The sequence below is a fragment of the Hymenobacter pini genome, from assembly GCF_020421205.1.
GTDB classification, from domain to species: domain Bacteria; phylum Bacteroidota; class Bacteroidia; order Cytophagales; family Hymenobacteraceae; genus Hymenobacter; species Hymenobacter pini.
Map to the genome: position 1 here is coordinate 637,742 of NZ_JAIZZH010000001.1, position 23,046 is coordinate 660,787.

General features: G+C 60.5%; 15 protein-coding genes. 3 read left to right on the forward strand and 12 right to left on the reverse strand.

Features of this window, described 5'->3' with window-relative positions; all coding sequences use genetic code 11:
* Window positions 1–58: 58 nt before the first annotated feature.
* The 11 genes from LF252_RS02840 to LF252_RS02890 form a co-directional block, all read right to left on the reverse strand.
* Window positions 59–3,472 carry an Ig-like domain-containing protein gene (locus LF252_RS02840; protein ID WP_226267217.1) on the reverse strand — a complete coding sequence of 1,138 codons (3,414 nt, stop codon included), beginning with the start codon at window positions 3,470–3,472 and terminating at the stop codon, window positions 59–61.
* Window positions 3,473–4,101: 629 nt separating this feature from the next.
* Window positions 4,102–5,283 carry a hypothetical protein gene (locus LF252_RS02845; RefSeq protein WP_226267219.1) on the reverse strand — a complete coding sequence of 394 codons (1,182 nt, stop codon included), beginning with the start codon at window positions 5,281–5,283 and terminating at the stop codon, window positions 4,102–4,104.
* A 36-nt stretch (window positions 5,284–5,319) separates the two neighbouring features.
* Window positions 5,320–6,159, reverse strand: a complete 840-nt coding sequence (locus LF252_RS02850) for a glycosyltransferase family 2 protein (protein ID WP_226267221.1) — start codon at window positions 6,157–6,159, stop codon at window positions 5,320–5,322.
* A 29-nt stretch (window positions 6,160–6,188) separates the two neighbouring features.
* Complete coding sequence (locus LF252_RS02855; RefSeq protein WP_226267223.1) at window positions 6,189–7,490, reverse strand: glycosyltransferase family 4 protein; 1,302 nt, start codon at window positions 7,488–7,490, stop codon at window positions 6,189–6,191.
* Between the two features lie 68 nt (window positions 7,491–7,558).
* A complete protein-coding gene (locus LF252_RS02860; RefSeq protein WP_226267224.1) occupies window positions 7,559–8,860 on the reverse strand; it encodes a glycosyltransferase family 4 protein in 1,302 nt (433 codons plus the stop codon).
* A 5-nt stretch (window positions 8,861–8,865) separates the two neighbouring features.
* Window positions 8,866–9,885, reverse strand: coding sequence for a nucleotide-diphospho-sugar transferase (locus tag LF252_RS02865; protein ID WP_226267226.1), 1,020 nt, complete (start codon window positions 9,883–9,885; stop codon window positions 8,866–8,868).
* 26 nt (window positions 9,886–9,911) lie between these two features.
* Window positions 9,912–11,201, reverse strand: coding sequence for an O-antigen ligase family protein (locus tag LF252_RS02870; RefSeq protein WP_226267237.1), 1,290 nt, complete (start codon window positions 11,199–11,201; stop codon window positions 9,912–9,914).
* On the reverse strand, window positions 11,198–12,343 hold the full coding sequence (locus LF252_RS02875; RefSeq protein ID WP_226267239.1) for a glycosyltransferase family 4 protein: 1,146 nt from the start codon (window positions 12,341–12,343) through the stop codon (window positions 11,198–11,200). The genes LF252_RS02870 and LF252_RS02875 overlap by 4 nt, the downstream gene beginning before the upstream one ends.
* 2 nt (window positions 12,344–12,345) lie before the next feature.
* Window positions 12,346–13,971, reverse strand: coding sequence for a lipopolysaccharide biosynthesis protein (locus LF252_RS02880; RefSeq protein ID WP_226267241.1), 1,626 nt, complete (start codon window positions 13,969–13,971; stop codon window positions 12,346–12,348).
* Between the two features lie 110 nt (window positions 13,972–14,081).
* Window positions 14,082–16,478: a GumC family protein gene (locus LF252_RS02885; protein ID WP_226267243.1), complete on the reverse strand. Its 2,397-nt coding sequence runs from the start codon at window positions 16,476–16,478 to the stop codon at window positions 14,082–14,084.
* 46 nt (window positions 16,479–16,524) lie between these two features.
* Window positions 16,525–17,313, reverse strand: coding sequence for a polysaccharide biosynthesis/export family protein (locus tag LF252_RS02890; RefSeq protein ID WP_226267245.1), 789 nt, complete (start codon window positions 17,311–17,313; stop codon window positions 16,525–16,527).
* Window positions 17,314–17,573: 260 nt separating this feature from the next.
* On the opposite strand from LF252_RS02890, the gene LF252_RS02895 reads away from it, so the two are divergent.
* The 3 genes from LF252_RS02895 (at window position 17,574) to LF252_RS02905 (ending at window position 21,548) form a co-directional block, all read left to right on the forward strand.
* Complete coding sequence (locus LF252_RS02895) at window positions 17,574–18,251, forward strand: response regulator transcription factor (RefSeq protein ID WP_226267247.1); 678 nt, start codon at window positions 17,574–17,576, stop codon at window positions 18,249–18,251.
* 97 nt (window positions 18,252–18,348) lie between these two features.
* On the forward strand, window positions 18,349–19,755 hold the full coding sequence (locus LF252_RS02900) for a sensor histidine kinase (protein ID WP_226267248.1): 1,407 nt from the start codon (window positions 18,349–18,351) through the stop codon (window positions 19,753–19,755).
* Window positions 19,756–19,940: 185 nt separating this feature from the next.
* Entirely contained in the window at window positions 19,941–21,548 is a 1,608-nt protein-coding gene (locus tag LF252_RS02905; RefSeq protein ID WP_226267250.1) for a SulP family inorganic anion transporter, read from the forward strand.
* A 336-nt stretch (window positions 21,549–21,884) separates the two neighbouring features.
* On the opposite strand, the gene LF252_RS02910 is transcribed toward LF252_RS02905, so the two are convergent.
* On the reverse strand, window positions 21,885–22,904 hold the full coding sequence (locus LF252_RS02910; RefSeq protein WP_226267252.1) for a glycosyltransferase family 2 protein: 1,020 nt from the start codon (window positions 22,902–22,904) through the stop codon (window positions 21,885–21,887).
* Window positions 22,905–23,046 lie beyond the last annotated feature (142 nt).

Here is a 23,046-nt window from a genome sequence, read left to right on the forward strand (position 1 = left end):
CCCGGCTCCTGCGTAGGAGCCGGGTTTCAATGAATTCCCAATCAGGAAAGGCGAGGGCTTAGCTTTGGCGGGGAATTGCGCGCTGCCGCGAGGCGGCGGGCAAAGTAGTTACCAGTTGCGGACGCACTACCGATACGCCAGCGGGCGTACCAGCAGCGGGGGCCAGTACCGTAGCCAGCGTGGTGGCCTGTGGCTGGAAGGGGTTCAGCAGCTGGAAGGCCGTGCCCGTCGACTTCTTCCACACTTCCACGCCCGAGAGGTTCAGGTCGCCGCCCGAGCTGGTGAGCGTGAGGGTGCCGTTCGAAACAGTCGTCGTGAACGGACCAATCTTCTTCCAATTGCCAGCCGGGCCGGTGTTGTAGTTGCTCAGTACGGTTTGGCCGTTCAGGGCAATGCTTACCGTCTGCGCCGCGTTGTCCTCCCACACGTAAGCGTACACGTCGTAGGTACCGTTGGGCACGCTGGTCATCGAGAAGCTCAGGTTGCGGCCGTACACCGAGGAACGAATCATCTGCGCGTTGGCCGTAGTGGTGGCCGGATTCAGCGTGATGCCCTGGTTGGCAAACGGCGTACCGTTGGTGGTATAGTTAGCGGCGGTGCTGCCCTGCCAGGTGTTGCCGTCCAGCGTAGTGGCCGAACCGTTCAGGTTAACGGCGCGGTAGAACGTGGCAGTGGCCACTGTGGTCGGATTCACGGTCACAGCTACGGCGGCAGAGGTGGTGCTGGCCCCGGCGTTGTCAGTGGCTTTGGCCGTGAGCGACACGCTGCCGGCCGCCGTGGGCGTCCAGCTCAGCTGGTAGGGGGCGGAGGTGTCCTCGCCCAGCTTGGTCGAGCCGTTGAAGAACTCCACTTTGGCTACTGAGCCGTCAGCGTCGGCGGCGGTGGCCGTCAGGGCCAGGGCCGAGTTGACCGTCACCGAGGAGCTGGCCGCGGCCAAACTCACCGTCGGGGCTTGGTTCTGCGTGGCCGTGTTGGCCTTCCAGATTTCAATGCCCGACAGGTTGGGGTGGCCACCCGAAGTAGCCAGCACAATGTTGCCATCGGTGATGTTGGTCGTGAACGGGCCCAGGCGTTTCCAGGTACCCGCCGAGCCGGTGTTGTAGTTGCTCTGCACCGTCTGCCCTTCCAGCACAATGTTGGTGGTTTCGGGGTTGTTGTCCTCCCAGATGTAGGCGTACACGCTGTACGTGCCGTTGGGTACGTTGCTCACGGTAGCGCCCACGTTGGTACCACCAATAGCGGTAGTCAGCATGCTCGCGCGGGCCGCATCGGCACTGGGTTGCAGGGTAGTGGAGGTGTTGCTGAACACCATGCCGCTGAGCTGCACGTTAGCCGCCCCGGCCGAAGCTTCCCAGCTGTTACCATCCAGCGTTACGGCCGAGCCGCCAATGTTGATGGCGCGGAAGAACGTGGAGTTAGCCGGCCCGGTAAACGTGGGCGAAGGCGTGGCCACTGTGGCCGGATTCACGGTCACAGCTACGGCGGCAGAGGTGGTGCTGGCCCCGGCGTTGTCAGTGGCTTTGGCCGTGAGCGACACGCTGCCGGCCGCCGTGGGCGTCCAGCTCAGCTGGTAGGGGGCGGAGGTGTCCTCGCCCAGCTTGGTCGAGCCGTTGAAGAACTCCACTTTGGCTACTGAGCCGTCAGCGTCGGCGGCGGTGGCCGTCAGGGCCAGGGCCGAGTTGACCGTCACCGAGGAGCTGGCCGCGGCCAAACTCACCGTTGGGGCTTGGTTCTGCGTGGCCGTGTTGGCCTTCCAGATTTCGATGCCCGACAGGTTCACTGTGCCTCCGGTTGAGGTCAGCGTCAGGTTACCGTCAGCGACGTTAGCTGTGAACGGGCCCAGACGTTTCCAGGTGCCCGCCGAGCCGCTGTTGTAGTTGCTCTGCACCGTCTGCCCTTCCAGGGCCAGGCTAAAGGTTTCCGCATTGTTGTCTTCCCATACGTAGGCATACACCACGTACGCACCGTTGCTCACCGTCACATTGGCCGTCAGGGCGTTGCTATACGCCGACGAGCGAATCATGTCGGCCCGAGCCGCATCGGTGGCCGGGTTCAGCGTGATACCCTGGTTCGAGAAGGTATTACCATTCACCTGGAAACCCGTGGCGCTGCCACCCGCTTCCCAAGCCCGGCTATCAATGGTAGTAGCACCGCCGTTCACGTTGATGGCGCGCACAAACGTAGCGTTTGTGGGGTCAACTGGGGCCGGAGCCGGAGCGGGCGTAGGAGCCGGAGTAGGAGTTGGGGTAGAAGTACCACCCGTGTTGGTGCCGCCGGCGCCCAGGGCGATGTTGTTCTGCTGCAGTTTCTGCTGCCAACGCGTCATTTCATCTGCTTCCGTCTGGAGCGTGATGGGATTGGGCAGGTGGGTGGTACCCGAGCAAGTGGAGCAGGCACCCGTGCTCAAGTCGTGGCGGTTCGGGAAGGGCACGTTGTAGCCGTTCTTCACGAAGCCAATGGTGTTGTTCTGAATCCGGTTGTTGTAGAATACCGAGCCGGGCTGCTGGTAGGCGTTGAACACGGCCGTGGCAGCGTAGTTGGCGTTCATGGCCGAGCCATCGGGCATCTGGCCGGCAGTAATCATGCGGTTGTCGTGGTAGTACACGTCGTGGCCGGCCGCAATGTTCATAGCCGCGTTACACGTGCTGATGAACTGGTTGTTGTAGGCCTCAATGAAGGCCGCCGTAGTAGAAGCCGACGAGCCGTCGCCGTCCGTCGTCATGCCCGTACCGGTGAATGTGTTGCCATTGGCCGGGTACGGGTAAGCGCCTTTAATGAAGTTGTCGTGCACGCGGGCTACGCTTTGCTGCACCCCGCCCGAGTTGTAGAAGTTGATGTTGTCTTCTACCAGACTGTTGTTGGGCTCATTGATTACCTGGTTCCAAGCAATTTCAATGTTGCCCACGTTGCGCACCTGGTTCATGCCGCAGAACTGCACGTACTCGCCGCCGCCATTGCGGTAACGGCCGTCAATGTTCTTGGCCTGGTTGTAGCGCACCGTCAGGGTTTGGGAGGCCGAGCCATCCCCGCTCCACTGGTAAGCGGCAATGCCAGACGTGTGCTCGAAATAGTTGTTTTCGATGCGCACCGAGCGGCCGGTGTTTACCTCCACAAAGCGGCCGTGGCGCTTGTTGTCCACGCTCTGCTGAATGCCGTAGCCTTTGTTGTTGGTGATTACCAGCGTAGAGCCGCCATTCTTGGCATCAATCAGGTCGCCGGCGCCTACCAATACACAGCCGGTAATGGTTACGGGCTGGGTGGTCTGGATGCGGATACAGGGCGTGTTAGAATCGGTACTGCGGAAGTTGCCCGTGTACGTGCCCCCTTGCGTGATGGTAATGGGGGCCGAATAGGTGATGTTGGTGGGGTACTGGCCTTGGGCCTGCGAAGTAGCGGGCGTGAGGCTGAACAAGGAAACTACTGCTGCCAACAGCGGCAGCATGCGGGCGCCAGAGCGGTTGCTTTGAGTCATCAGGTGAAATGTAGTTCTGAGGGCTTTTTGCATTCTGTGTGCCTTTACACAAGAAAAACTATATAGGAATGATCGATTAAATGCATTCCCTGTCCAATTTGTTCCAGTGGAACAGATAAATTTTGTGCTATTGGTAAAAGTGTCCTTTTTAAGCCGGTTAGCCAGTAGTAGGAACGGGTGCTTGGGCGTTATTTGGCGTACTGTGCGCCTGCTGCCACGTGGCCCTACTGCTCGACTAATTACTGGGAGTACTATTCCCATTTTGCTTAAACACGTGTGGCAAACCTGTTTATCATCTCGCACAATCCTCTCTGCAGCCACTTGAAAGCCTTACTGAAGGCCCGGAACGTTCGGCTCTCAGCTCAATCCTATCCAAATCAGGTATTCCAGATTATCAGGAAGGTTTTGCTAAGTGCCAGACCAATTGAAGTATTGAAATAATACTAAATCGGTGCGTGGGGTTCATTGCAAATGTATAAAACTACTTGCATATACAACTGCTCCCGCCGAACAAGTATTTTGTATTATTTATGGGTTCGTTAGTAACTCAAAATCAAAAAAGGCTTACCCGCTGCTGGTAAGCCTTTTCTCATTACTGTCCGAATGCCAAAATTATATACTAACCTTGGTCAATTGCTTGCCAGTGAATGGCTTAATCCCACGGTTTGACCGGTCTGGCGCACTTGGTGTAGCCATAGCTTATGTGCCTGCTGTTCCAGTTGCAGCGTAATTGGCTGTGGCAAGTGCTGGGTTTCCGTACAGGGCGTGCAGGCATCAATGCTTAAGTCGTGGCGGTCGGGGTACGGGCTCTGCCGCCCCCAACTCACAAAGCCGATGGTATTGTGGTGCATGCGGTTGGCAAAAAATACGTCGTTGGGCTTTTCATAGGCGTTGAAAATGGCTGTGCCGGCGTAAAAGGCCGCCAAGCGCCGGCCATCAGGCAGCAGGCCACTGGTTACGAGGTAATTATCGTGGTAGTAGTTATGGTGGCCGGCGGCAATGTTCATGGCGGCGTTGCAGGTGCTTACCACGGTATTGTGATGTGCCTCCACGTAGGCCGTCGTGGTCAGGGCCGAGGAGGCGTCCCCGTCCGTGGTAATGCCGGAACCGGTGAATTTAGGGGCCGTAGCGGGCACCGGATAAGCGCCCTGAATATAGTTGTGCTGCACTACCAAGGGGTGGCGGGCCGTGCCAGAGGAGTTGTGCAGGTTGATGTTGTCTTCCACCAAACTTTGGTCGGGTATATTCACTACCTCATTCCAGCTGATGCTGATGTTTTCAACCCCATGCACCTCATTGAGCTGCAGAAAGCTGACCTTCGCGCCTCCACCGTTGCGGTAGCGGCCGTCAATGTTCCGGGCTTGGTTGTAGCGCACCGTAATGGTTTGGCTGGGTGTGCCATTGCCTTGCCAACGATATACCAGCAGGCCGCCCGTGTGCTCCAGGTAGTTGTGCTCCGCCAGCAGCTGCACGCCATCATTCAGCTCCAGAAAACGGCCCCTAGCCTGGTTATCCACCGTGGGCAGCTCGCCAATGCCCCGGCAGTTGCGAATGGTCAGGTTGGCCCCGCCCATACGGGCGTCAACCAGCAAGCCCGGGCCGCTGAACTCACAATTTTCCAGTACCACGGGCTCGGTAGTGGCAATCTGCACGCACGCCTGCCCGGAGTGGGTGCTGTGGTAGCGGCCCGTGTAGGTGCCGCCCTGCCGGATAACCAGCACCGCATCGGAGCCGGAGCGCAAGGCACACGTCATTCCTGCCAGCAACAGGCCGAGTAAGAGCACTACGCGGGGCAGGAAAGAAAAGAGCATGCGGCAGCCAGAGTAAGCAAGCAGATAAGCACTAGGCTAATGCAGGAAATACCCTACCAGTCGGCGGGCGTAGCCATTCAGCAGAAAATAGGGTAAGTAGGGCCGGGGACAGTTTTTGAGGCTGAACCACGTGAAGTTGCGCAGGTTGCCGCCCCCCCGGATGCCGAACAGGTGCTGGTAGTATCCCCGGACGCTGCGGTGGCGGCGGGTAATTTCCTGACCACTCTCATCAGGATAGGTACTCAGGTGGGCGTCGTAGTTGCAGTACACCGGAAAGCCGTGGCGGCGGGCTACGCTGGTGTAGTCGAAGTCGGCGAGGTAGTGGGGTAGGCGCTTTTCATCGAATAAGCCAATGGTTTCCAGCACTACCCGAGGAATAAGCAAGCCCCGGCCGGGTAGATAGGTTACCGGGTGCAGGCCCCGGCGCTGGTGGGGCGGTAGCTCGGCCAGCAAATCGTGGCGGGTGTTGGTGCGCCAGTCCAGGGTTTCGCCGCCGTACACGGGCTGGCCGGTGGCCACATCCAGCTCCAGGGCTCCCAGCACCGCAGTTGGGTGCAGCGCGGCCTTGGCCAGCATATCTTCCACGAAGCCGGGGGCCGCCAGCACGTCGTTGTTCAGCGTCATCACGCTTTGGGCGCCTTCCCGCAAGGCCCGCCGGATGCCCATATTCACACCCGCCGTCCAGAACAGGTTACCGTCGCCTTGCTCGACCAGCACCTCCGGGAACTCCTCCTGCAGCATCTGGCCCGTGCCATCGGTGGAGCCATCATCCACCACCACCACCTGAAAATCAGGGGCGGTTTGATGACGCAACGACTGCAGGCAGGCCCGGGTAAACTCTTTGCGGTTGAAAACGGGAATTACGATGTACAGCATAACGGTTCAGCGTGAGTAGTTCGGGACGGTTAGGCCCGGGCCAGGTGCGGCTCCTGGGGAGCGGTGGGCGAATTCACTAGCACGGGAGGGAGCGTAAGCGGCCGGGGTAGCGCCTCCTGCAGCAGGGCTTGCAGGCGCTGGGCGCGCAGGTCCCAGGTGTGGGTGCGGGCAAAGTCGAAGCCCGCCTGGCCCGCGGCGTGCCGGGCGGCTTGGTTGTGGTAGTAGTGCTCTATGGCCTGCGCCAAGCCCAGTGCCGTAGCGGCCGGGGAGGTTACGGGCACTTTAACGGCTGCCTCCGCCGGAATAAAATCGTGCGCGCCCTGGTGGTCGAGGGTGATGATGGGCAAACCGGTAGCCATGGCCTCCAGAAACTGCGAGGCAAACGAGTCGCGCAGGCTCCCGAACAGGAATACATCGTGGGCCAAATAGGCGGCCCGTACCTGCTGCCACGGTATTGCTCCGCGCCAGGTAACGTGGTTTTGCAGGCCGTAGCGGGCAATTTGCGCGGGTAGCCGGTCACGCATCGGGCCATCCCCAATGATGGTAAGATGGAATGGTACCCCCTGGTCAACCTTAGAAAGAGCTTCCAGCACCAAGTGCAGGCCCTTGCGCGGAAACAGCCGCCCCAGCCACAACAGCCGCAACTCAGGCTTGGGCGTGCGTACCGGAAGGGTGGGTGAGAAAAAATCCTCGGGCAAGCCGGAGTCCAGAAACAGCTCCACGCGGCGGGCTCCCAACTTGCGGGCCAGGGCAGCCGTTTCGGAGTTGGTGGCCAGCACTACAGTGGCGTGCCGGAGCGTTTGGCGCACATTGGGATCCAGCGTGGTGAGCAGCCAGCCCACTAGGTTGCGCATGGTTTCCGACCTAAACCAGTCGGGAATAAACCGCCGGAATACCACGGGTGCCCGTTGCCCGCCACCCACCGGCCCAAATACCAGCGGCTTACCCAGGCGCCACATCCAGGAGCCCATTTGCAGGCTGCCGTAGGTGGCGTGGTGCACGTAGTCGAAATTGACGGACTGGCTGAGCCGGCGGGCGGCCCGCCACGCCCGGTACTGCCACACCCAGTAGTGCAGGTACACACCAAACTGCCACCGGTGCAGAAACTGCACCCAAGCCGGCACCGCCACAAACAGAAACTGCAGCTGATTAGGGCCTATTTCGTGCCCGTGCTGAGCCATAAATTCGGCAATGCCGGCCCGGCCGCACGGGTTGGTAACGCACCACACGCGGTGCCCCTGGCGGGCGGTTTGCCACGTCCAGTTAAACCCAAATCCATCCTCGCCCCCAAACTGAGGGTTGCAGGCATACGCTGACAGCAGGACGTTCATAGGGAAGGAGGGGTAACGGCCGAGGTAAAGCCGGCGCAACGGTGGGGTGGGAATGGGGAAGCGGTAGGTTACTCAGCCGGGGTAAGCTCGTGGGTGGCATAGGCCGCAGCCGGCGTAGCCAGCGCGTGAAGGCCAGGGTCGGCGGCGGCCATGCGGCCCAGGTGATGAGCCACCAGGGCGGGCCAGTTGTGGTGGCGGGCGTAGGCAAAGCTGGCCCGGCCCATCCGCTCCAGCTCAGCGGGGTGGTCGTAGAGGTGCTCCACGGCGCGGGCCAGGGACTCAGCTGTTTCGGCGGGCGTACCCACCGGCACTTTGCACCCGGCCTCATCCGGAATAAAGTCGGTAGCCCCGTGGTGGTCGAGCGTGAGGATGGGCAGGCCCAGCGCCATCGACTCGATGTACTGCGAGGCGTAGGTGTCGCGCAGGCTGCAGAGCATAAACAGGTCGTGCTCCAGATAAGCCTGGCGCCCCCGGGCGTACGGCACGGCCCCGTGCCAGGTAACGCGGTCCTGCAGGCCAGCGGCGGCAATCCAGCCGGGCAAATGGGGAGCCACCGGTCCGTCGCCCATAATGGTCAGGTGAAATTTTACCCGCGGGTGCACCCGGCCCAGCGCATCCAGCACCAAATGCAGGCCTTTGCGCGGAAACAAGCGGGCTAGCCATAGGATGCGCATTTCGCCATTGGGGGCTAGGGACCGAGGGGTGTAGGCTTCGGGGTAGAAATCTACCGGCTGCGCGGTGCTCATGGCCAACTCCACCCGGCGGGCTCCCAGCCGACGGGCCAGCTCGGCAGTTTCCCGGTTGGCGGCCAGCACCAGCGTAGCGTGTCGCAACGACTGCCGTACGTTGGGGTCGAAGGTGATGAGCAGCCAGCTGATGAAATTGCGCATGGTTTCGGTTTTAAACCAATCGGGTAGGTAGCTGCGCAACGAGGCTGGAGCCTGCATGCCGCCGCCCAGGGGGCCCAGCAGCAGCGGCTTGCCCAGGCGCCACATCCAAGAGGCCATTTGCAGGCTGTTGTAGGTGATGTGGTGCACCATGTCAAAATTCACCAGTGCATCCAGCTGCCGGGCCTTACGCCACGCCCGAAACTGCCAGAAGATATAGTGCAGATACACGCCAAACTGCCAGCGGTACAAGAAGTTGAGCAGTGCCGGCACCTGCACATACACCACTGTAATACGCTGAGCGGCCGGCTCTTGGGCACGCTCCTGCAGGCACTTGTCGAGGGAGCCTTCCTTGTGCAGGGGCGTGGTGAAGCACCATACATCATGGCCCAGTTCGGCGGTTTCCCATAGCCAGTTAAAGCCGTGACCATCTTCGCCGCCGCTGTCGGGCTGGCACCCGTAAGCCGAAAGTAGAATCTTCATAGAGATTAGGCGTGAGTTGCGGAGGTGAGGACCGGTACGGGTGGGGTGTAGGCCGGAACAGTGGCCGGAGCAGGTGGTGCCGAGCGACGAGTGGCCAGCCGGCGCAGGCGGGCTACCATGCGCCCCCACAGAAACTCCCGGAACCGGCGGTTGTCGCGCCGACGGTCGGCCAGTACGGTGGTGGGGTGGCACAGCGGAAAACGAACGTCGATGGTTGGCACGTCGGCAAATTCATCGTCGGGGTTGAGGGTGTGAGTGCCTTGCTCACCAAACCCAATGTTGCCCACCAGGTTGGTGGCGGGCACAATGCACAGCCCGGAGTTGGCCACAATGGCAAAGTGCCACTGGTAGTCCCACACATCGGGGGGCTGGGGCAGGTGCAGCACACTCTCGATTTTGCTGAGCCGGTAGCGGTTCTCCAGCGGGGTGCCGTAGAGGTTTTGCAGCTTGCCCTGCTCGCGGAGTTCCTGAAAACGGCTGAGCTGAAAATCGTAGAGGCGCCAGGCCCGGCGCCAGGTAGCCCAGCCCCAGCTGTTCACCTGCGTAGAGAAATAGTAGGATTCGGGGGAGTCTGAGTGGGCCCGGCGGGCTTCCCGGCTGAAGTTGTTGCCGCCAATGTGCATCACGCGGGTATCGTGGCGGTAGCGGGTGAGCAGTTCCTCGCAAAACCGGAAAAAGCTGGGGGCCGGCACGCAGTCATCCTCCAGAATGATACCTTCCTCCTCCTGCCGGAAAAACCAATCAATGGCCGAAGCCGGACCAACGCCGCAGTTAAGGTTGGTGGTGCGAAACAGCGTAAATACTTCGCAGGGCCAGTCGATATCAGCCACGATAGAGCGGGCGGCCTGGCACCGGGCCGGGTCGTCGGGGTGGGTAGTGCGGGGGCCGTCGGCGGCAATGTACAGCCGAGGCGGCCGGGCTTGGCGCACCGCTTCAAACACGCGCCGGGTAGGCTCGGGGCGGTTAAAAATGAGTAGCAGTACGGCCGTGTGTAGGTGCGATGTAGTGTCGGGGGCAGGTTGCATAGCAGTAGCGGCGAAACAGGGAGAAGCTAAGCTGGCAGGGCCAGACTGGTGGCGGGTACCGGCGGTGGAGGAGCCGGGGTCGGAGCGGGTGGACGGTGAGCCGCTGTAGCGGGCACCGGGGCGGCCACGGCCATCGTCAGGCCAATGATGCCGTAGAGGTAGGGGGGCCAGTCGTACGAAACACCGTAGAGCAGGGCGCAGCTGCTGAAGCACAGCAGGGCGGCAGTGTCGGGCGAGAATGGTATAGGTTGCAAGGCCCGCTTCAGAAGCTGCCAGATGGGCACGGCCACTACCAGCAACACTCCCAGAATGCCGAAGTAAAAAAGCCGGTCAAGGTAAAAGCTGTGGAAGTGGTGCCCGGTGCGGTCAGCCCACACGGGATGGTCCCCGTCACCGTAAAACTGCATGGGCAACTCGAAGCCTTCCAGCCGCATGCCGGCTACCGGATGCCCCTGCACAAAGGATTCATACGACTCCCACTGCTTGAGGCGCCAGCTGCCGGTGCCCTGCTTATCGGCGTGGGCAATGTCTTCCACGTTGCTTTCCAGCTTGCGCAGCACCTGCGGGTCGTCCAGCACTAGCGCCGTGCCACCCAACGCCACGGCCAGCAGCGGCAACACCAGAATGGGCAGCAGCCGGGGCGTGGTGAGGCGGGCCCCTTGCAGGCGGCCCGTTAGCATCAGCACCCCAGTAAGGGCCAGCGCCAGCCCGGTTGTGAGCCACACGGTGCGGTGCTGCAGAAACACAATCAGGGCCAGCAGTCCGAAGAACACGCCCAGCCGCAGCAGCCCGCCCTGGGTTACATACTGATTGAAATAGTACAGGGCCGGCAGCATCAGCAGAAACGCGGAGGTTACGTTAAAGCCCCGTTCGGTTTCCAGGAAAGCGCTAAGGCTCAGTGCATCAGGGTGAAAAATGGCCAGGCTGCCCGCCAGGCCTACTACCAGCAAAAACATTAGCAGCCCCATGGGCAGCGGATGGCGGCGGTAGTAGGCAAACAGGGCAAATATGGGCAGCAGTGCCAGCAGTTTGGCAAACACGTGCGGGTACACGAACGGCGTACCCCAGCCGTTGTACGACTCCAGCGCCAGCGCTGCAATACCAAACCCCACTACCAGCAGCCACCGGCGCATTACCGGGCTCAGGTACCGGAAATACAGCGCCAGCAGCAGCAGGGAAAACCCCGTTATGGCGTAGTTGTACAGGCCCAGCGCCGGGTCGTCGGGGTCGGTTATCACAAACTCGGTAAAGGCCCGGTCGGTAAGCAGCACCAACAGGGCCGGCAGCACATGGCGGAAGCGGAAGTTTAGTTTCATAGTTCCAGCGCTGATATTGGATGTTGGGCCGCAGCGGGCGCACGGAGGCGCGCGCAGGCCTGCTCATACACCGCACGGGTGCGGCGGGCCGTGTGGTGCCACGTGAAATCCAGCAGTCGTAGCTGGCCCAGCTGCACAAGCTCCCGGCGCAAGGCAGCATCCGAGAGTACCCGCGCCAGCTGCTCGGCCAGGACCGCTGGCTCATTAGGCGGGAAGTACAGGGCGGCCTCGCAGGCAATTTCCGGGAAGCAGGATGCATGGCTGAGCACTACCGGGCACTGCTGGCCGAAGGCTTCCAAAATAGGTAACCCGAACCCTTCGTACTCGGACGGAAAAATGAATACCTTCGCATGGCGGTACAAATAGGTTAGCTGCGCATCAGAAACCGGCCCAAACTGGTGCGCCCGCTCGGCGCAGCCCGCCTGCCGAAGTAGTGCTTGCTCGGCATCGGTGAAAGCACCGCCCCCGGCACAAACCAAGTGCAAGCCTTGGGCAACTGCTGGAGGCAGCTGGGCCAGTGCCTGCACCAGGCAGCCAAAGTTTTTGTACAGCGCCCGGCTGCCCGTAAATAGCACATACCGCTCTGGTACCGGTAGGGCCGCCGCAGGCGTGTACTGGGGCGCGGCATAGCCGTGGTACACTACCTCCACCTTCTCGGGCTCTACTGGTAGCAGCCGGAGCACATCGGCGCGGGTGTGCTCCGAGACGACGATGATGCGGTTGGCCCGTTGAACGATGCGGTTGAGCACCTGCCCGTCACGGCCGGGGTAGTGCGCCGGGAACAGGGCCGGAATCATGTCGTGAATGGTTACCACCAGCGGGCGGTCCGGCGGGAGCAAGCTCAGGAAATAGTCGTCATCGGTGAGGGTAGGGTGGAACACGTCGTAGGCGCCTTGCCGCAGGGCCCGCCGCGAGGCCAGGTCGTTGAAAAACCGGATAACCCGCCACCGGGCTGGCAGGCTCGAAGCGGGCAGGAAGGTGAGGTGGCGGGAGTGTTGCCGGTCCTGCAGGTACAGGTTGTTGCTCAGCGCCACCGCCAGCTCCGACTGCCAGCTGGCATGGCACAGCAGCTCATGGTGGTAGCGGGATACGCCCCCGAAATCCTGGAGCGTAAACGCCTGATGGTCGTACAGAACGCGCATGATTACACCAGTTCAGTTTCGGGGTCGGGTAGGAGCGCGGGGTGGGGGCGCGGGGCTGTAGCGGTAGAGTGTGAAGAGGCCGGCCGCTCCCCATCCAGGTGCGTCAGCCGGGCCCAAAAGGCTTGCAATAGTTGTTGGGCGCGCCCGGTAGCCGCGTTGCCTTCCAGCAGCCGGTGCAGCAAGTGGCGCAGCACGTGGCGTAACCGAGCGGGCGGGGCACCCACTGTAAAAGCAAAGACCAGCACGGCCCCGGCCAATATTTCCAGCAACAAAAGCGCAGTGGCGGGCACGGTGCCAGCAGGCACCAGCCACCGCACCGCCGCAATGCCGCCCGCTACCAAAGCTCCGGCCAGCAGCCCCGGCACGTAGCTGCCCAGCACCTGGGCCACCGTTACTTGTAGCACTCGGCGCATTAGCCACAGGTACAATACCGTCCGGATTACCTCTCCGGCCACCACCGCTCCGGCCACGCCCAGCAAGCCATAGCGGCTCAGGCCCATAAACAGGCCCGTTAGTAGCACCACGTACAGTAAATTCAGCCAGAGCTTGGGCGTGAGGGTGGCCGTGGCATCGCACACCACCCCAGCAAACATCGTGACCATGCTCAGGGCGAAGGCGGCGCACGTCACCCGCAAAATCGGCACGGCGGCCGTCCAGCCCGCGCCCAGCATCACGCGCACAATTTCCGGGGCGGCCACGGCGGCACCCGCGCAAATGGGAATCACCAGCGCGGCAATCAGGGTGATGCTGCTCAGGTACACGGTGCGCAGGCGGGGGCGGTCGGCCTGCACTTGGCTGAAGGATGGAAACACCACCTTCGATACGCTGGTGGTCAGCAGGTACACGGGCAGCCCAATCAGCATCCAGCCGCGGCTGTAAATGCCCAGGGCCGCCGCTCCTAATAGCCGCCCAATCAGTAAGGTGTCCAGAGAGCCGGTCACAAATTCCAGGAAGCTGATAGCCGACATGCGGCTGCCGTAAGCCACCAAGGGGCGGTAGGTTTCCCACTCAAACAGGGGGCGGATGTCGTGGCGCTCGGCCAGGTAGCTCAATATGGTTAACAGCAGGTTCTGGCCCAGCGTGGCAGCCACTAGGCTCCACACCCCAAACCCTTGAAAGGCCAGCCCAATGCCCAGCCCGCCGTAGCTCAGCACGTAGGAGGCCACCTCAATGCTGGCCAGCGTGCGGAAGCGCATGTGGCGGCGCAGCAAACTCAAGGCCGTGGCATTGAGCCCGGTAAGCACCAGCCCGGCGGCCAGCACCCGCACCACCGGCACCACCTCGGGCTGCTGCACAATGCCGGCCGCCAGCGGAGCCGCCACCACCAGCAGGCTCCCGAATACCAGGCTCAGCAATACCGATGAAGTAAAAGCCGCCCGCACATCGGCGCGGGTAAGCTCGGCTTTCTGAATAATGGCCTGTTCCATCCCCATCTGGGCGAAATAGGAGCCGAACCGCAGGATAACGCCCGCCAGGGCCACCAGCCCGAAGGCAGCCGGACTCAGCAGCCGCGCCATGGTGGCCGTGTAGCCAATCTGCAGCAGGGCCGTGGTGATAGTGGCCCCGGTGGTCCACTTTACGCCGTGCACAGCGGCGGTTGTCAGGTTTTCGGTAGAAGAAGATGCCATAGGTGCCATCCAAGAGAAAGGTGCAACGGACAGAGGGCGGGCGGGTAGTGCAGGAGCGGGCGGCCCGACCAAGGCAGCAGCTGTTACGGCTGCTGCCCTGGTCGGTGGGGTTAGTAGCCGTAGGTGTAGGCTTTTTCCTTGTAGCGGTACTCGTAGGTTTTGGTGAAGTGCATGTCGTTGATGACCATATAAATCTGTTTCACCTTCTGCTCGTGGTGCAGCTCGTTGATCTGGCTGATCAGGCCTTTATCAGTGTAGTTCTGGCGCACCACGTACACGTTGGCATCTAGATGGCGCAGCAGCATGAAGAACTCGGCCACGTAACCCGTGGGCGGGGTGTCCACAATCACGTAGTCGTACTCTTGGCGTAGACGGGCCATCAGCTCCTCCATGCGGGTGCCTTCCAGCAGCTCGGTAGGGTTTTGCGGGATGGGGCCGCAGCACAGCACATCCAGGTTGGGTACCTGGGGAGCTGGGTGGCGGCATTCCTCGAAAGTGCTCAAGCCCATTAGGTAGCTGCTCAGGCCATGCTCCGCGCAGTCGGCCTGCAGGTTGAAGTAGCCGGCCACGGTAGGGCGGCGCAGGTCGCACTCCAGCAGCAGCACTTTGCGGCCACTGTGCGCCATTTCGGCGGCCAGGTTCACGGCGCAGAAGGTTTTGCCCTCGCCGGGCACTGAGGAAGTTACTCCGATCAGCTTCTTGTCGAGCCCGGCCGAGAGGTACTGCAGATTGACGCGGATAGACCGGAACGATTCTGCAATGGGCCCTTTGGGGCTGGAGAGCATTACCTCCTTATCGTGCTTGCTGCCGTGGGTTACCACGCCCAGCAGCGGAATGTTGGTAATGCGCGAGAGGTCTTCCTTGCTCTGAATGCGGCGGTTGGCCTTATCAATCACCACCGAAATACCCAGCGGCAGCAGTAGGCCCGCCACCATAGCAATGAGCAGCACCACGCCCGGCTTGGGAGCCACCGGCCCGTCTCCGTTCATGGCAGCTACGTCCACAATTTTTTTGTCGGTGGCGTTGGTAGCCAGGGCAATGGCGGCTTCGGCCCGCTTTTCAATCAAAAACTGGTAGTTCTTGTCGTTGAAGTCCGTTTTGCTTTTCAGGGAAGCCAGCTGCCGCTCATTTTCGGGGAGCTGGCTCATGGTGCCGCGCACCCGGCTCAGCTGGCTGTCCAGGTCACGCAGGGCAATATCGGCGGCGTGGGTCATGTTGGTTAGCGTCTGCTGCAGGCTTTCCTTGGCCACCCGGATTCGCTCGTCCAGTATCGTTACCATCGGGTTTTCCAGCGAGGCATTCACGCCCAGGGCGGCCCGCTGGCTGTTCAGGTCAGTGAGCTGCAGAATCAGGTTATTCACTACGGGGTCCTCAATACCAATGCTGCTGGGCGCGGCCAGTTGCCCCGCCTGCTGGTGCGAGCTGAGGTAGCTGAGCATGTTCTGATAGTATTTGCGGTTGGTGGCCACCTTGGCCCGCAGCATCTGCAACTCGTTTTGCTGCTGAATACCGCTGGCCGACTGCGCCCCCACATCCACCACGCCCCGGGCGGCCCGGAAAGAGCTGAGCGCCGCCGTAGAGCGGCGCAACGAATCGGACAGGTGCCCGATTTCTTTGTCTAGGAAGGCCACGGTTTTCTGGCCGGTCAGGTTTTTGATGCGCAGGTCGTTTTCCACGTACACCCGCATCAGCGTGTCCAGAAACTGCACCTCCTTTTGCGGCACGGTGCCCTTGGTGATCAGCTCAATAATGCGCGACTCACGGTCGATGGGCCGCACCGTCAGGCGCTGCTGGTATTCACCCGTCAGGCTGTTCAGGTCGCGGAGTTGCACAAAATACCGCTCCGTCAGGTTTTGGGGTGGGTAGCCGGGCTCAACTTCCAGCACGGCCGTTAGTAGCGGAGTGCGGAGGGTGTCGCCGGAGCGTACCGTTTCGTTGAGGTGCGGGTTCAGCACGTCGCGCACTAGCTCGCCGGTCGACAAACTAAACAGGCGTCCTTTGTCAGCATCCGCCTGCACCCGGAAGCGCCCGTCGCCCAGCGGTTCCACGTAAATCCGCACGTCCGTCAGCTGGGGGGCCGAGGCCAGGGGCCGCAGCCGGAAGGGCACCGACCCTACGGGACGCTCCTGCAGCTGAATGTCCTTGGCCGTATTCAGCCAGGTAGTGGGGGCTACGAAATACGACGTTTCAAACGGCAGCCGCCCCAAGGCCTGATGAATCATCTCGGCCGAGGTAAGTAGCCCGATTTCATCCTCCATCTTGGTGCCCTTGTCCTTCACCTCCAGAATTTTGAGCAGCTCCTGGGCCTGTTTGGAGCCCGTGCCCTGGTCGCCGAGCAGCATGGTGGAGCGGAAGGCGTACACCGGCTGCTTCACGCGCAGGTACAAGAATGCCGCCAGCCCGGCCACCAGCAACGATATCAGAAACAGGGGCCAACGGTGTCGGAGCCGGAAAAAAAGCTCGTGCAGGTCGAGTTCATCGGCAGGGGAGTGCGGGCGTTGTTCCATTCCGGTAGGCGGTGATAAAGTGGAGGAAAGCGGCGGATAAGGTGGGTCAGAGCACTTTCAGATAGTTGAGAATGAGCACTAAGGCTGATACCCCGGAGAATACCAGGGCCAGGTTGCCGGCATTGCCGCGGTTGGTGCGGGCCTGCATGGGCTCCACGTACAGCGCGTCGTTGGGCAGCAGGTAGAAATAGGGCGAGGTAAGCAGGCCGGGGTCGGTGAGGTTCAGCAGCACTACTTCCGAGCCCTTCGCCGTCTGGCGAATCAGCTTCACATTCCGGCGGTTACCGAATTCCGTCAGGTCGCCGGCCAGGCCCAGGCCTTCCAGCACCGTGCACTGGGCATTGTACACGAAGTACCGGCCCGGATTACGCACTTCACCCAGCACGGTAATCTTGAAGGAGAGGAGCTTCACCAGCACGTTGGCATCCCGTACAAACGTGCTCACTTTCTGTTTCACGGCGGCTTGGGTTTCTTCCACTGTAAGGCCTTCCACCTTCAGTACGCCGGCCGTGGGCAGGGCAATATTGCCCGCCTCATCCACGGAATAGCCCGTCAGATATAGGTTGCCCGGGTCACCGTTGAACACGGCGCGGGCATCTACCGTGTTAAACATATCGTTGAGCTGGGTTTGCACGCTCTGCACCCGAATGCTCAGCACGTCGCCGGGCTGGATGCGGTATTGCTGCCGGGCGTTTTCGGCCGTTACGGGCGTGCGGGTATTGTAGGTTGAGCCCTGCAGGTAGGGCAGGTTCTTCTGCGAAACACACCCTCCCAGCCCCAGTACCAAGGGCATCAGCAACAGCACACAAAAACGGAAGCAGGCGGCGTACGGCATGTAGAAAGTGAGGGGATGAAACAAAGAGCGTGAGCGACTGACTTCCTAAAAAATGCGGGCAGCGCACAGCGCTGGTATAGAATATTTCCATAAACGTATTGGATTGAAGTTGTAAAGTCAAGTAAATTTTAAATTATTCTGACATTTTTTTGTATTGAGTATAGAGGCACATCAGTACGGCGAAATGGCTATTAAGGCGGTGTTGTTCTGAATTCTCGCACCGGCCGTACTACCTTGCCAGTAACCAACCACCCGTACTCATGAAAATTCTGCTGGTCGAAGACGAACCAAAGGTGGCCTCCTTCCTGCACCAGGGCCTCACCGAACAGCATCACACCGTTGACTTGGCCGCCGACGGCGTATTGGGGTTGCGCCTGGCGCAGACCAATCCCTACGACCTGATTATTCTGGACACCTTGCTTCCCGGTCTGAGTGGGCTGGAAGTGTGCCGCCAAGTGCGTACCCAGGATACCGGCGTGCCCATTCTGATGCTCACGGCCCTGGGCGAAACCGACGATAAAATCCGCGGGCTGGACGCCGGGGCCGATGATTACCTGGTGAAGCCTTTCGCGTTTCAGGAGCTGCTGGCCCGCATTCGGGCCCTCACCCGGCGCCGGCACGAGTCGCCCTCGGCCGAAGCGGTGCTGCGCCTGGCCGATCTGACCTTGGACCCCGGCCGCAAGGTGGTGCAGCGGGCCGGGCAAACCATTCAGCTCACCGCCCGCGAGTTTGCTTTGCTGGAGTATCTGCTGCGCAACCAGAACCGGGTGGTGTCACGGGTGGATATCCTGGAACACGTCTGGGAAACGTCTTTCGACACCGGCTCCAACGTCATCGACGTGTACATCAACTTTCTGCGCAAAAAGCTTGATAAAGACTTCACACCCAAGCTTATCCACACGCTGGTGGGCATGGGTTACGTGATGAAGGAAGAGTAAATAAGTTTCTGGTTGCTAGTTTCCGGTTTCTAGTTGCCAGAGCAATGTTACATAGCTGACAACCAGTAGCTGGAAACTAGCAACCAGAAACTACCTTATGTCTATTCGCACCCGCCTCACGCTGCAGTTTGTGGCCATTCTGGTGGTAACGCTGCTGTTGTTTTCGGCGGTGATATACTTTTTTACCTACCAGTCGAGGCGGGAGGCCTTCACCGAAAGCCTGTTTGCGCGGGCCCGCATTGTGGCCCACGTATACCTGGATGGAACCCGGCGCAGCGACGAGGCCAGCCGCGCCTCCTACCGCCAGTATCTGCGCCAGTTCTACCGCACCCTGCCCGACGAGGAGGTTCGGGTATTCGACTCCCAAAACCAGGTAGTCTTTCGGGAGGGGCTAACGGGCCCGGAAACCGTGCCAGTAGAGTTGCTCCGCGCCGTGCGAGCCGATGCCCGGGAGGTATTACTGGAAGACAATTACCGTCAAACCGTGGGCCTGCGCTACCGCGACGCCGTGCGGGGTGATTTTGTGGTGGTGGCCTCCTCCGTGGACGCCGACAGCCGCGCGAAAATGCAGGATCTGCTTACTGTGCTTACCTCCGGACTGCTGATGTCGTTTGTGATAGTGGGCATTGGCGGCTGGTTTTTTGCCGGCCAAGCACTGAAGCCTATGCAGCGTATCATTCAGGAAGTCGACAGCATCACGGCTTCCGATTTGCACCGCCGCCTGTCGCAGGCCGACGGGCAGGACGAGGTATCCCTGCTGGCGCAGCGTTTCAACAGCCTGCTCAACCGACTCGAAACAGCCTTTGCCGGCCAGCGCACTTTCGTGCGCGACGCCTCCCACGAACTGCGCACTCCGCTGGCGGCTGTTATTGGGCAATTGGAAGTGGCCTTACTGCAGCAGGAACGCAGTCCCCAGGAGTACCGCCGGGTGCTGCAAAGTACCCTCGATGCGGCCCGCCTGCTTAAAGACCTCACCAATGGGCTCCTGCAGATTGCCCGCGCTTCCGACGACCCCTCGCAAGTGCCCCGCACCCTTGTACGCCTCGATGAGCTGCTGCTCCTGGCCCACGAGGAGGTGCACCGCCGCCACCCCACTTGCCGCATCGACCTGGATTTTACGGAGTCGCCGGCTGCCCGGCAGGCGGTGCCGTACGCCGTGCTGGGCAACGAAGCGCTGCTGCTGTCGGCCTTCCTGAATATCCTGGAAAATGCGTGCAAGTTTTCGGCCGGCTCCACCGAGGCGGTGCTGGCCACGCTGGTGGCCTCGCGCAGCCGGGTGCAACTCACCGTGCGCGACCGGGGAATGGGCATGACGGAAGCCGACCGGCAGCAGGTGTTCGTGCCCTTTTTCCGGGCCGAGGCCGTTCGCACCGTACCTGGCCACGGCATCGGCCTGCCCCTTACTGCCAAAATCATGGAGCTGCACGAGGGCGAAATCAGGGTAGAAAGTCAGTTGGGGCAGGGCACCGCTGTAACGCTAGATTTGCCCGCTCTGCGAACCTGAACAGTTGCGAAACTTGCTTATATAAGCATTTGCTTATAAAGTGTTGATGATGAGATATTTGATTTTTAATTACATTTTAATTCTCTTTTAATTGGGTCTTAACGAGGGCACCCTAGACTTGCACTAAACCTGGTGGGCAACTGGCTGATTGGGTTTATCGACCTCTCTTGCCTCCCCTCGTTCCTATGTTTGACGTTGCTAAACCCACCGCAACCGCACCGGCTCATACGCCCACCGGTATTCCCTCCTCGCCCTGGAAACACCTGAGTAAAGACCTGCCGGCCGGGCTGGTGGTGTTCTTGGTGGCATTGCCTTTGTGCCTGGGCATTTCGTTGGCCTCGGGAGCCCCACTATTGGCGGGCATCATTGCCGGTATCGTGGGAGGCTTGGTTGTATCGTGGGTGAGTAACTCGGCGCTGAGCGTGAGTGGGCCGGCGGCGGGCCTCACCAGCATTGTGCTGGCGTCGTTGCAGTCGTTGCAGTCGTTTCAGGCAGTACTGGCGGCCGTGGTGATTGCCGGCGTTATACAGGTGGTAATGGGGCTGCTGAAGGCCGGTATTGTGGGTATGTATTTCCCCACATCCGTTATCCGGGGCATGCTCGCCGCCATTGGGCTCACGCTCATTTTGAAGCAAATTCCGCACCTCGTGGGGGCCGATGCCGACTACTTCGAGGACATGACGTTCCTGCAGTTTGATGGCCAGAACACGTTTTCGGCCATTGAGCGGGCTATGGAAGGTATTGGGGCCGGCTCGGCGCTGGTAGGGCTGGTGTCGTTGGGCATTTTGCTGGTCTGGGACCAGCAAGTGACCAAGCACGTACGCTTTCTGCGGCTGGTGCCGGGCGCGCTGGTGGTGGTACTCGTCTCTATCGGGCTGAACAACCTGCTGGACGTGGCCGCTCCGGTACTGCGTATTCGGCCTCAGCACTTGGTTAATCTGCCCGATATTTCTTCCTGGCAGGACTTCGTGGGCTCTTTCACCCGCCCCGATTGGTCGGCTCTGCAGCGGCCCGGTTTTTTTGCAGTGGCCTTCACCTTCGCCATTGTAGCTTCCCTGGAGTCGTTGCTGAGCGTGAAAGCCGTGGATAAGCTGGACCCGCACAAGCGCGTTACACCTACCAACCGGGAGCTAATTGCGCAGGGCACCGGCAATATCATCAGCGGCCTGCTGGGCGGGCTGCCGCTCACGGCAGTTATTGTGCGCAGCTCCGCCAACATCAATGCCGGCGGCCAAACCCGCATGTCGGCCTTTTTCCACGGCATTCTGCTATTGATCAGCCTGTTGTTCCTGGAGTCGGTGCTCAATCAGGTACCGTACTCAGCATTGGCGGCGGTGTTGCTGGTAGTAGGCTACAAGCTCACCAAACCGGCCCTGTACCGCACGCAGTGGCAGCTGGGCTGGCAGCAGTTCCTGCCGTTCATCGTCACCATCATCGCCATCCTGTTCACGGATTTGCTAAAAGGGGTGTCGGTAGGGTTGGCCGTGGGTATCTTCTACATCCTGAAGGCCAACTACGAATCGGCGTACTACCTGAGCAAGCCCGCCGCCATGCAGCCCGGGCCCATTCACCTCAAACTTTCCGAGCAGGTTACCTTCCTGAATAAAGCCAGCATTGTGAAAGTGCTGGACGAACTGCCCGACGATACCCAGGTGCTCATCGACGGCTCCGACTCTTCTTTCATTGATTACGACGTGCTGGAGGCCATTGAAAATTTCCGGCAGGCCGCGCCCGAGCGAGGTATCCGCCTGGAGCTGCGCGCCATCCCGCAAGTGCAGGTGCTGGGGCATTAATGAGTAGTATGCTGCAACCGTTGCCACGCGAAACAGTCAGTTATAAACAGTGCGCGGGGTATATCTGCCGCGCAAAGTACAGCGCACCCGGGGCTAGTAATCTCCCTGGTGTAGCGCGCAACTATCATCGGGCGTAGTCTGAGGGGAGTGCGCTTTCGATGTGTGGAACCACCATTTCCTTTGGAAATGGTGGTTTTTTGCGTGTGGTAAGAGTGTACACAGGCCCACCAGAAAGTATCTGGCAAAGTAAAGGCGTAGGGCAGCGGACCCGTCCGGACAAAAGAGTGTAGTAAGCGGAGCCGCAGGCTATGGGCAGCTGAACATCAAACCCGGCCACTACAACAACGCCGGCTTTTGTTTCCCCCGAAATAGCCTGTACAGTATTCCATCGCCCAAAACCTGGCGTAATCCGCTGAAACGGTTTGCAAGCAGAATGCGCATTATTTCTTTCAGACAAACTGATCGGTAATTGGGCAAGGCTTTGCGTAATACGGCCAGCACCTTTCTCACCTTTGCAATCCGCATGTTATCGTACAGCACTGCGTGAAAACAGTCCCGCACTACCTGCCGGGCTCTGTGCTCCTCGAAGCAGGGCCCCAGGGAAACGTGTCGGCGTAACCGCTTAATCATCTTGGCACCCTCCAGCAGAACGGTAAGTGGTTTGGTGGTACTCCGGACGTTGCAGGCGTGCCGCCGAAAGAAGTTCAGGGGCCTGGCAACGAAGGCTACGTCGCAGCGGGCCAACACCCGAATCCAGTAAATCCAGTCCCCCGCCAGCTTGAAGTTGGTTTCTGCTGGCCCAACCTCCTCTGTAATGCTACGCCGCAGCAACACCGCGCTGGCATTAGGAATAACGTTGCCATTGCATAGATATTCCTCAATAAAGCCTTGCCCTGCGGCCGTAAAGCCGCGCTGCCAGTTTTCAATCTTGAATTCGGCACCGGTTTCAGTATGCACAACCACGCGCCGGCCCGATTCATCCACGTGCCACGAATTGCAGTAAGCTAAGCCAACAGAGGGATTCTTTTCCAGTACGGAGCTCAGCGTTTCCAGAAAGCGGGGGTCGGCGAAATCGTCGCTTTCCGCAATCCACACGTACTCTCCGGTTGCCTGGGCCAGCCCCTTGTTCCACTGCGCAAAGGTGTTGCCGCTGTTCTGCTCGTTGAGCGTGACACGTATGCGGGCATCTTGCCGGGCAAACCGGGCAATTACCTCCCGGCTGTTGTCGGTGGAGCAATCATCCAGCACGATGATTTCCAGGTTTTTTTCCGTCTGCCCAAGTACACTGCGGATGCGTTGCGCCAAGTACAGCCCGTGGTTGTAATTCGGGATGATTACTGAAATTTTCGGAGTCATTCGTCCACACGTTTCGCCAGAGAAATAGACAGAAAATCCGCGTCAGCGAGTCGCTACCGTGGGCCGTGCCCACACCTCCCCACTCTCTTCCATCTGCCTGTATAACGTAAGTTACCGTTAATTTATTTGAACCGATGCTGCG

What these genes read in the sequence shown, in the direction of transcription:
- LF252_RS02860 (WP_226267224.1), bottom strand. Translation starts at nt 8,860, where the DNA reads ATGAAGATTCTACTTTCGGCTTACGGGTGCCAGCCCGACAGCGGCGGC.
- LF252_RS02900 (WP_226267248.1), top strand. Translation starts at nt 18,349, where the DNA reads ATGTCTATTCGCACCCGCCTCACGCTGCAGTTTGTGGCCATTCTGGTG.
- LF252_RS02850 (WP_226267221.1), bottom strand. Translation starts at nt 6,159, where the DNA reads ATGCTGTACATCGTAATTCCCGTTTTCAACCGCAAAGAGTTTACCCGG.
- LF252_RS02840 (WP_226267217.1), bottom strand. Translation starts at nt 3,472, where the DNA reads ATGACTCAAAGCAACCGCTCTGGCGCCCGCATGCTGCCGCTGTTGGCA.
- LF252_RS02895 (WP_226267247.1), top strand. Translation starts at nt 17,574, where the DNA reads ATGAAAATTCTGCTGGTCGAAGACGAACCAAAGGTGGCCTCCTTCCTG.
- LF252_RS02910 (WP_226267252.1), bottom strand. Translation starts at nt 22,904, where the DNA reads ATGACTCCGAAAATTTCAGTAATCATCCCGAATTACAACCACGGGCTG.
- LF252_RS02885 (WP_226267243.1), bottom strand. Translation starts at nt 16,478, where the DNA reads ATGGAACAACGCCCGCACTCCCCTGCCGATGAACTCGACCTGCACGAG.
- LF252_RS02870 (WP_226267237.1), bottom strand. Translation starts at nt 11,201, where the DNA reads ATGAAACTAAACTTCCGCTTCCGCCATGTGCTGCCGGCCCTGTTGGTG.
- LF252_RS02905 (WP_226267250.1), top strand. Translation starts at nt 19,941, where the DNA reads ATGTTTGACGTTGCTAAACCCACCGCAACCGCACCGGCTCATACGCCC.
- LF252_RS02880 (WP_226267241.1), bottom strand. Translation starts at nt 13,971, where the DNA reads ATGGCATCTTCTTCTACCGAAAACCTGACAACCGCCGCTGTGCACGGC.
- LF252_RS02855 (WP_226267223.1), bottom strand. Translation starts at nt 7,490, where the DNA reads ATGAACGTCCTGCTGTCAGCGTATGCCTGCAACCCTCAGTTTGGGGGC.
- LF252_RS02890 (WP_226267245.1), bottom strand. Translation starts at nt 17,313, where the DNA reads ATGCCGTACGCCGCCTGCTTCCGTTTTTGTGTGCTGTTGCTGATGCCC.
- LF252_RS02845 (WP_226267219.1), bottom strand. Translation starts at nt 5,283, where the DNA reads ATGCTCTTTTCTTTCCTGCCCCGCGTAGTGCTCTTACTCGGCCTGTTG.
- LF252_RS02875 (WP_226267239.1), bottom strand. Translation starts at nt 12,343, where the DNA reads ATGCGCGTTCTGTACGACCATCAGGCGTTTACGCTCCAGGATTTCGGG.
- LF252_RS02865 (WP_226267226.1), bottom strand. Translation starts at nt 9,885, where the DNA reads ATGCAACCTGCCCCCGACACTACATCGCACCTACACACGGCCGTACTG.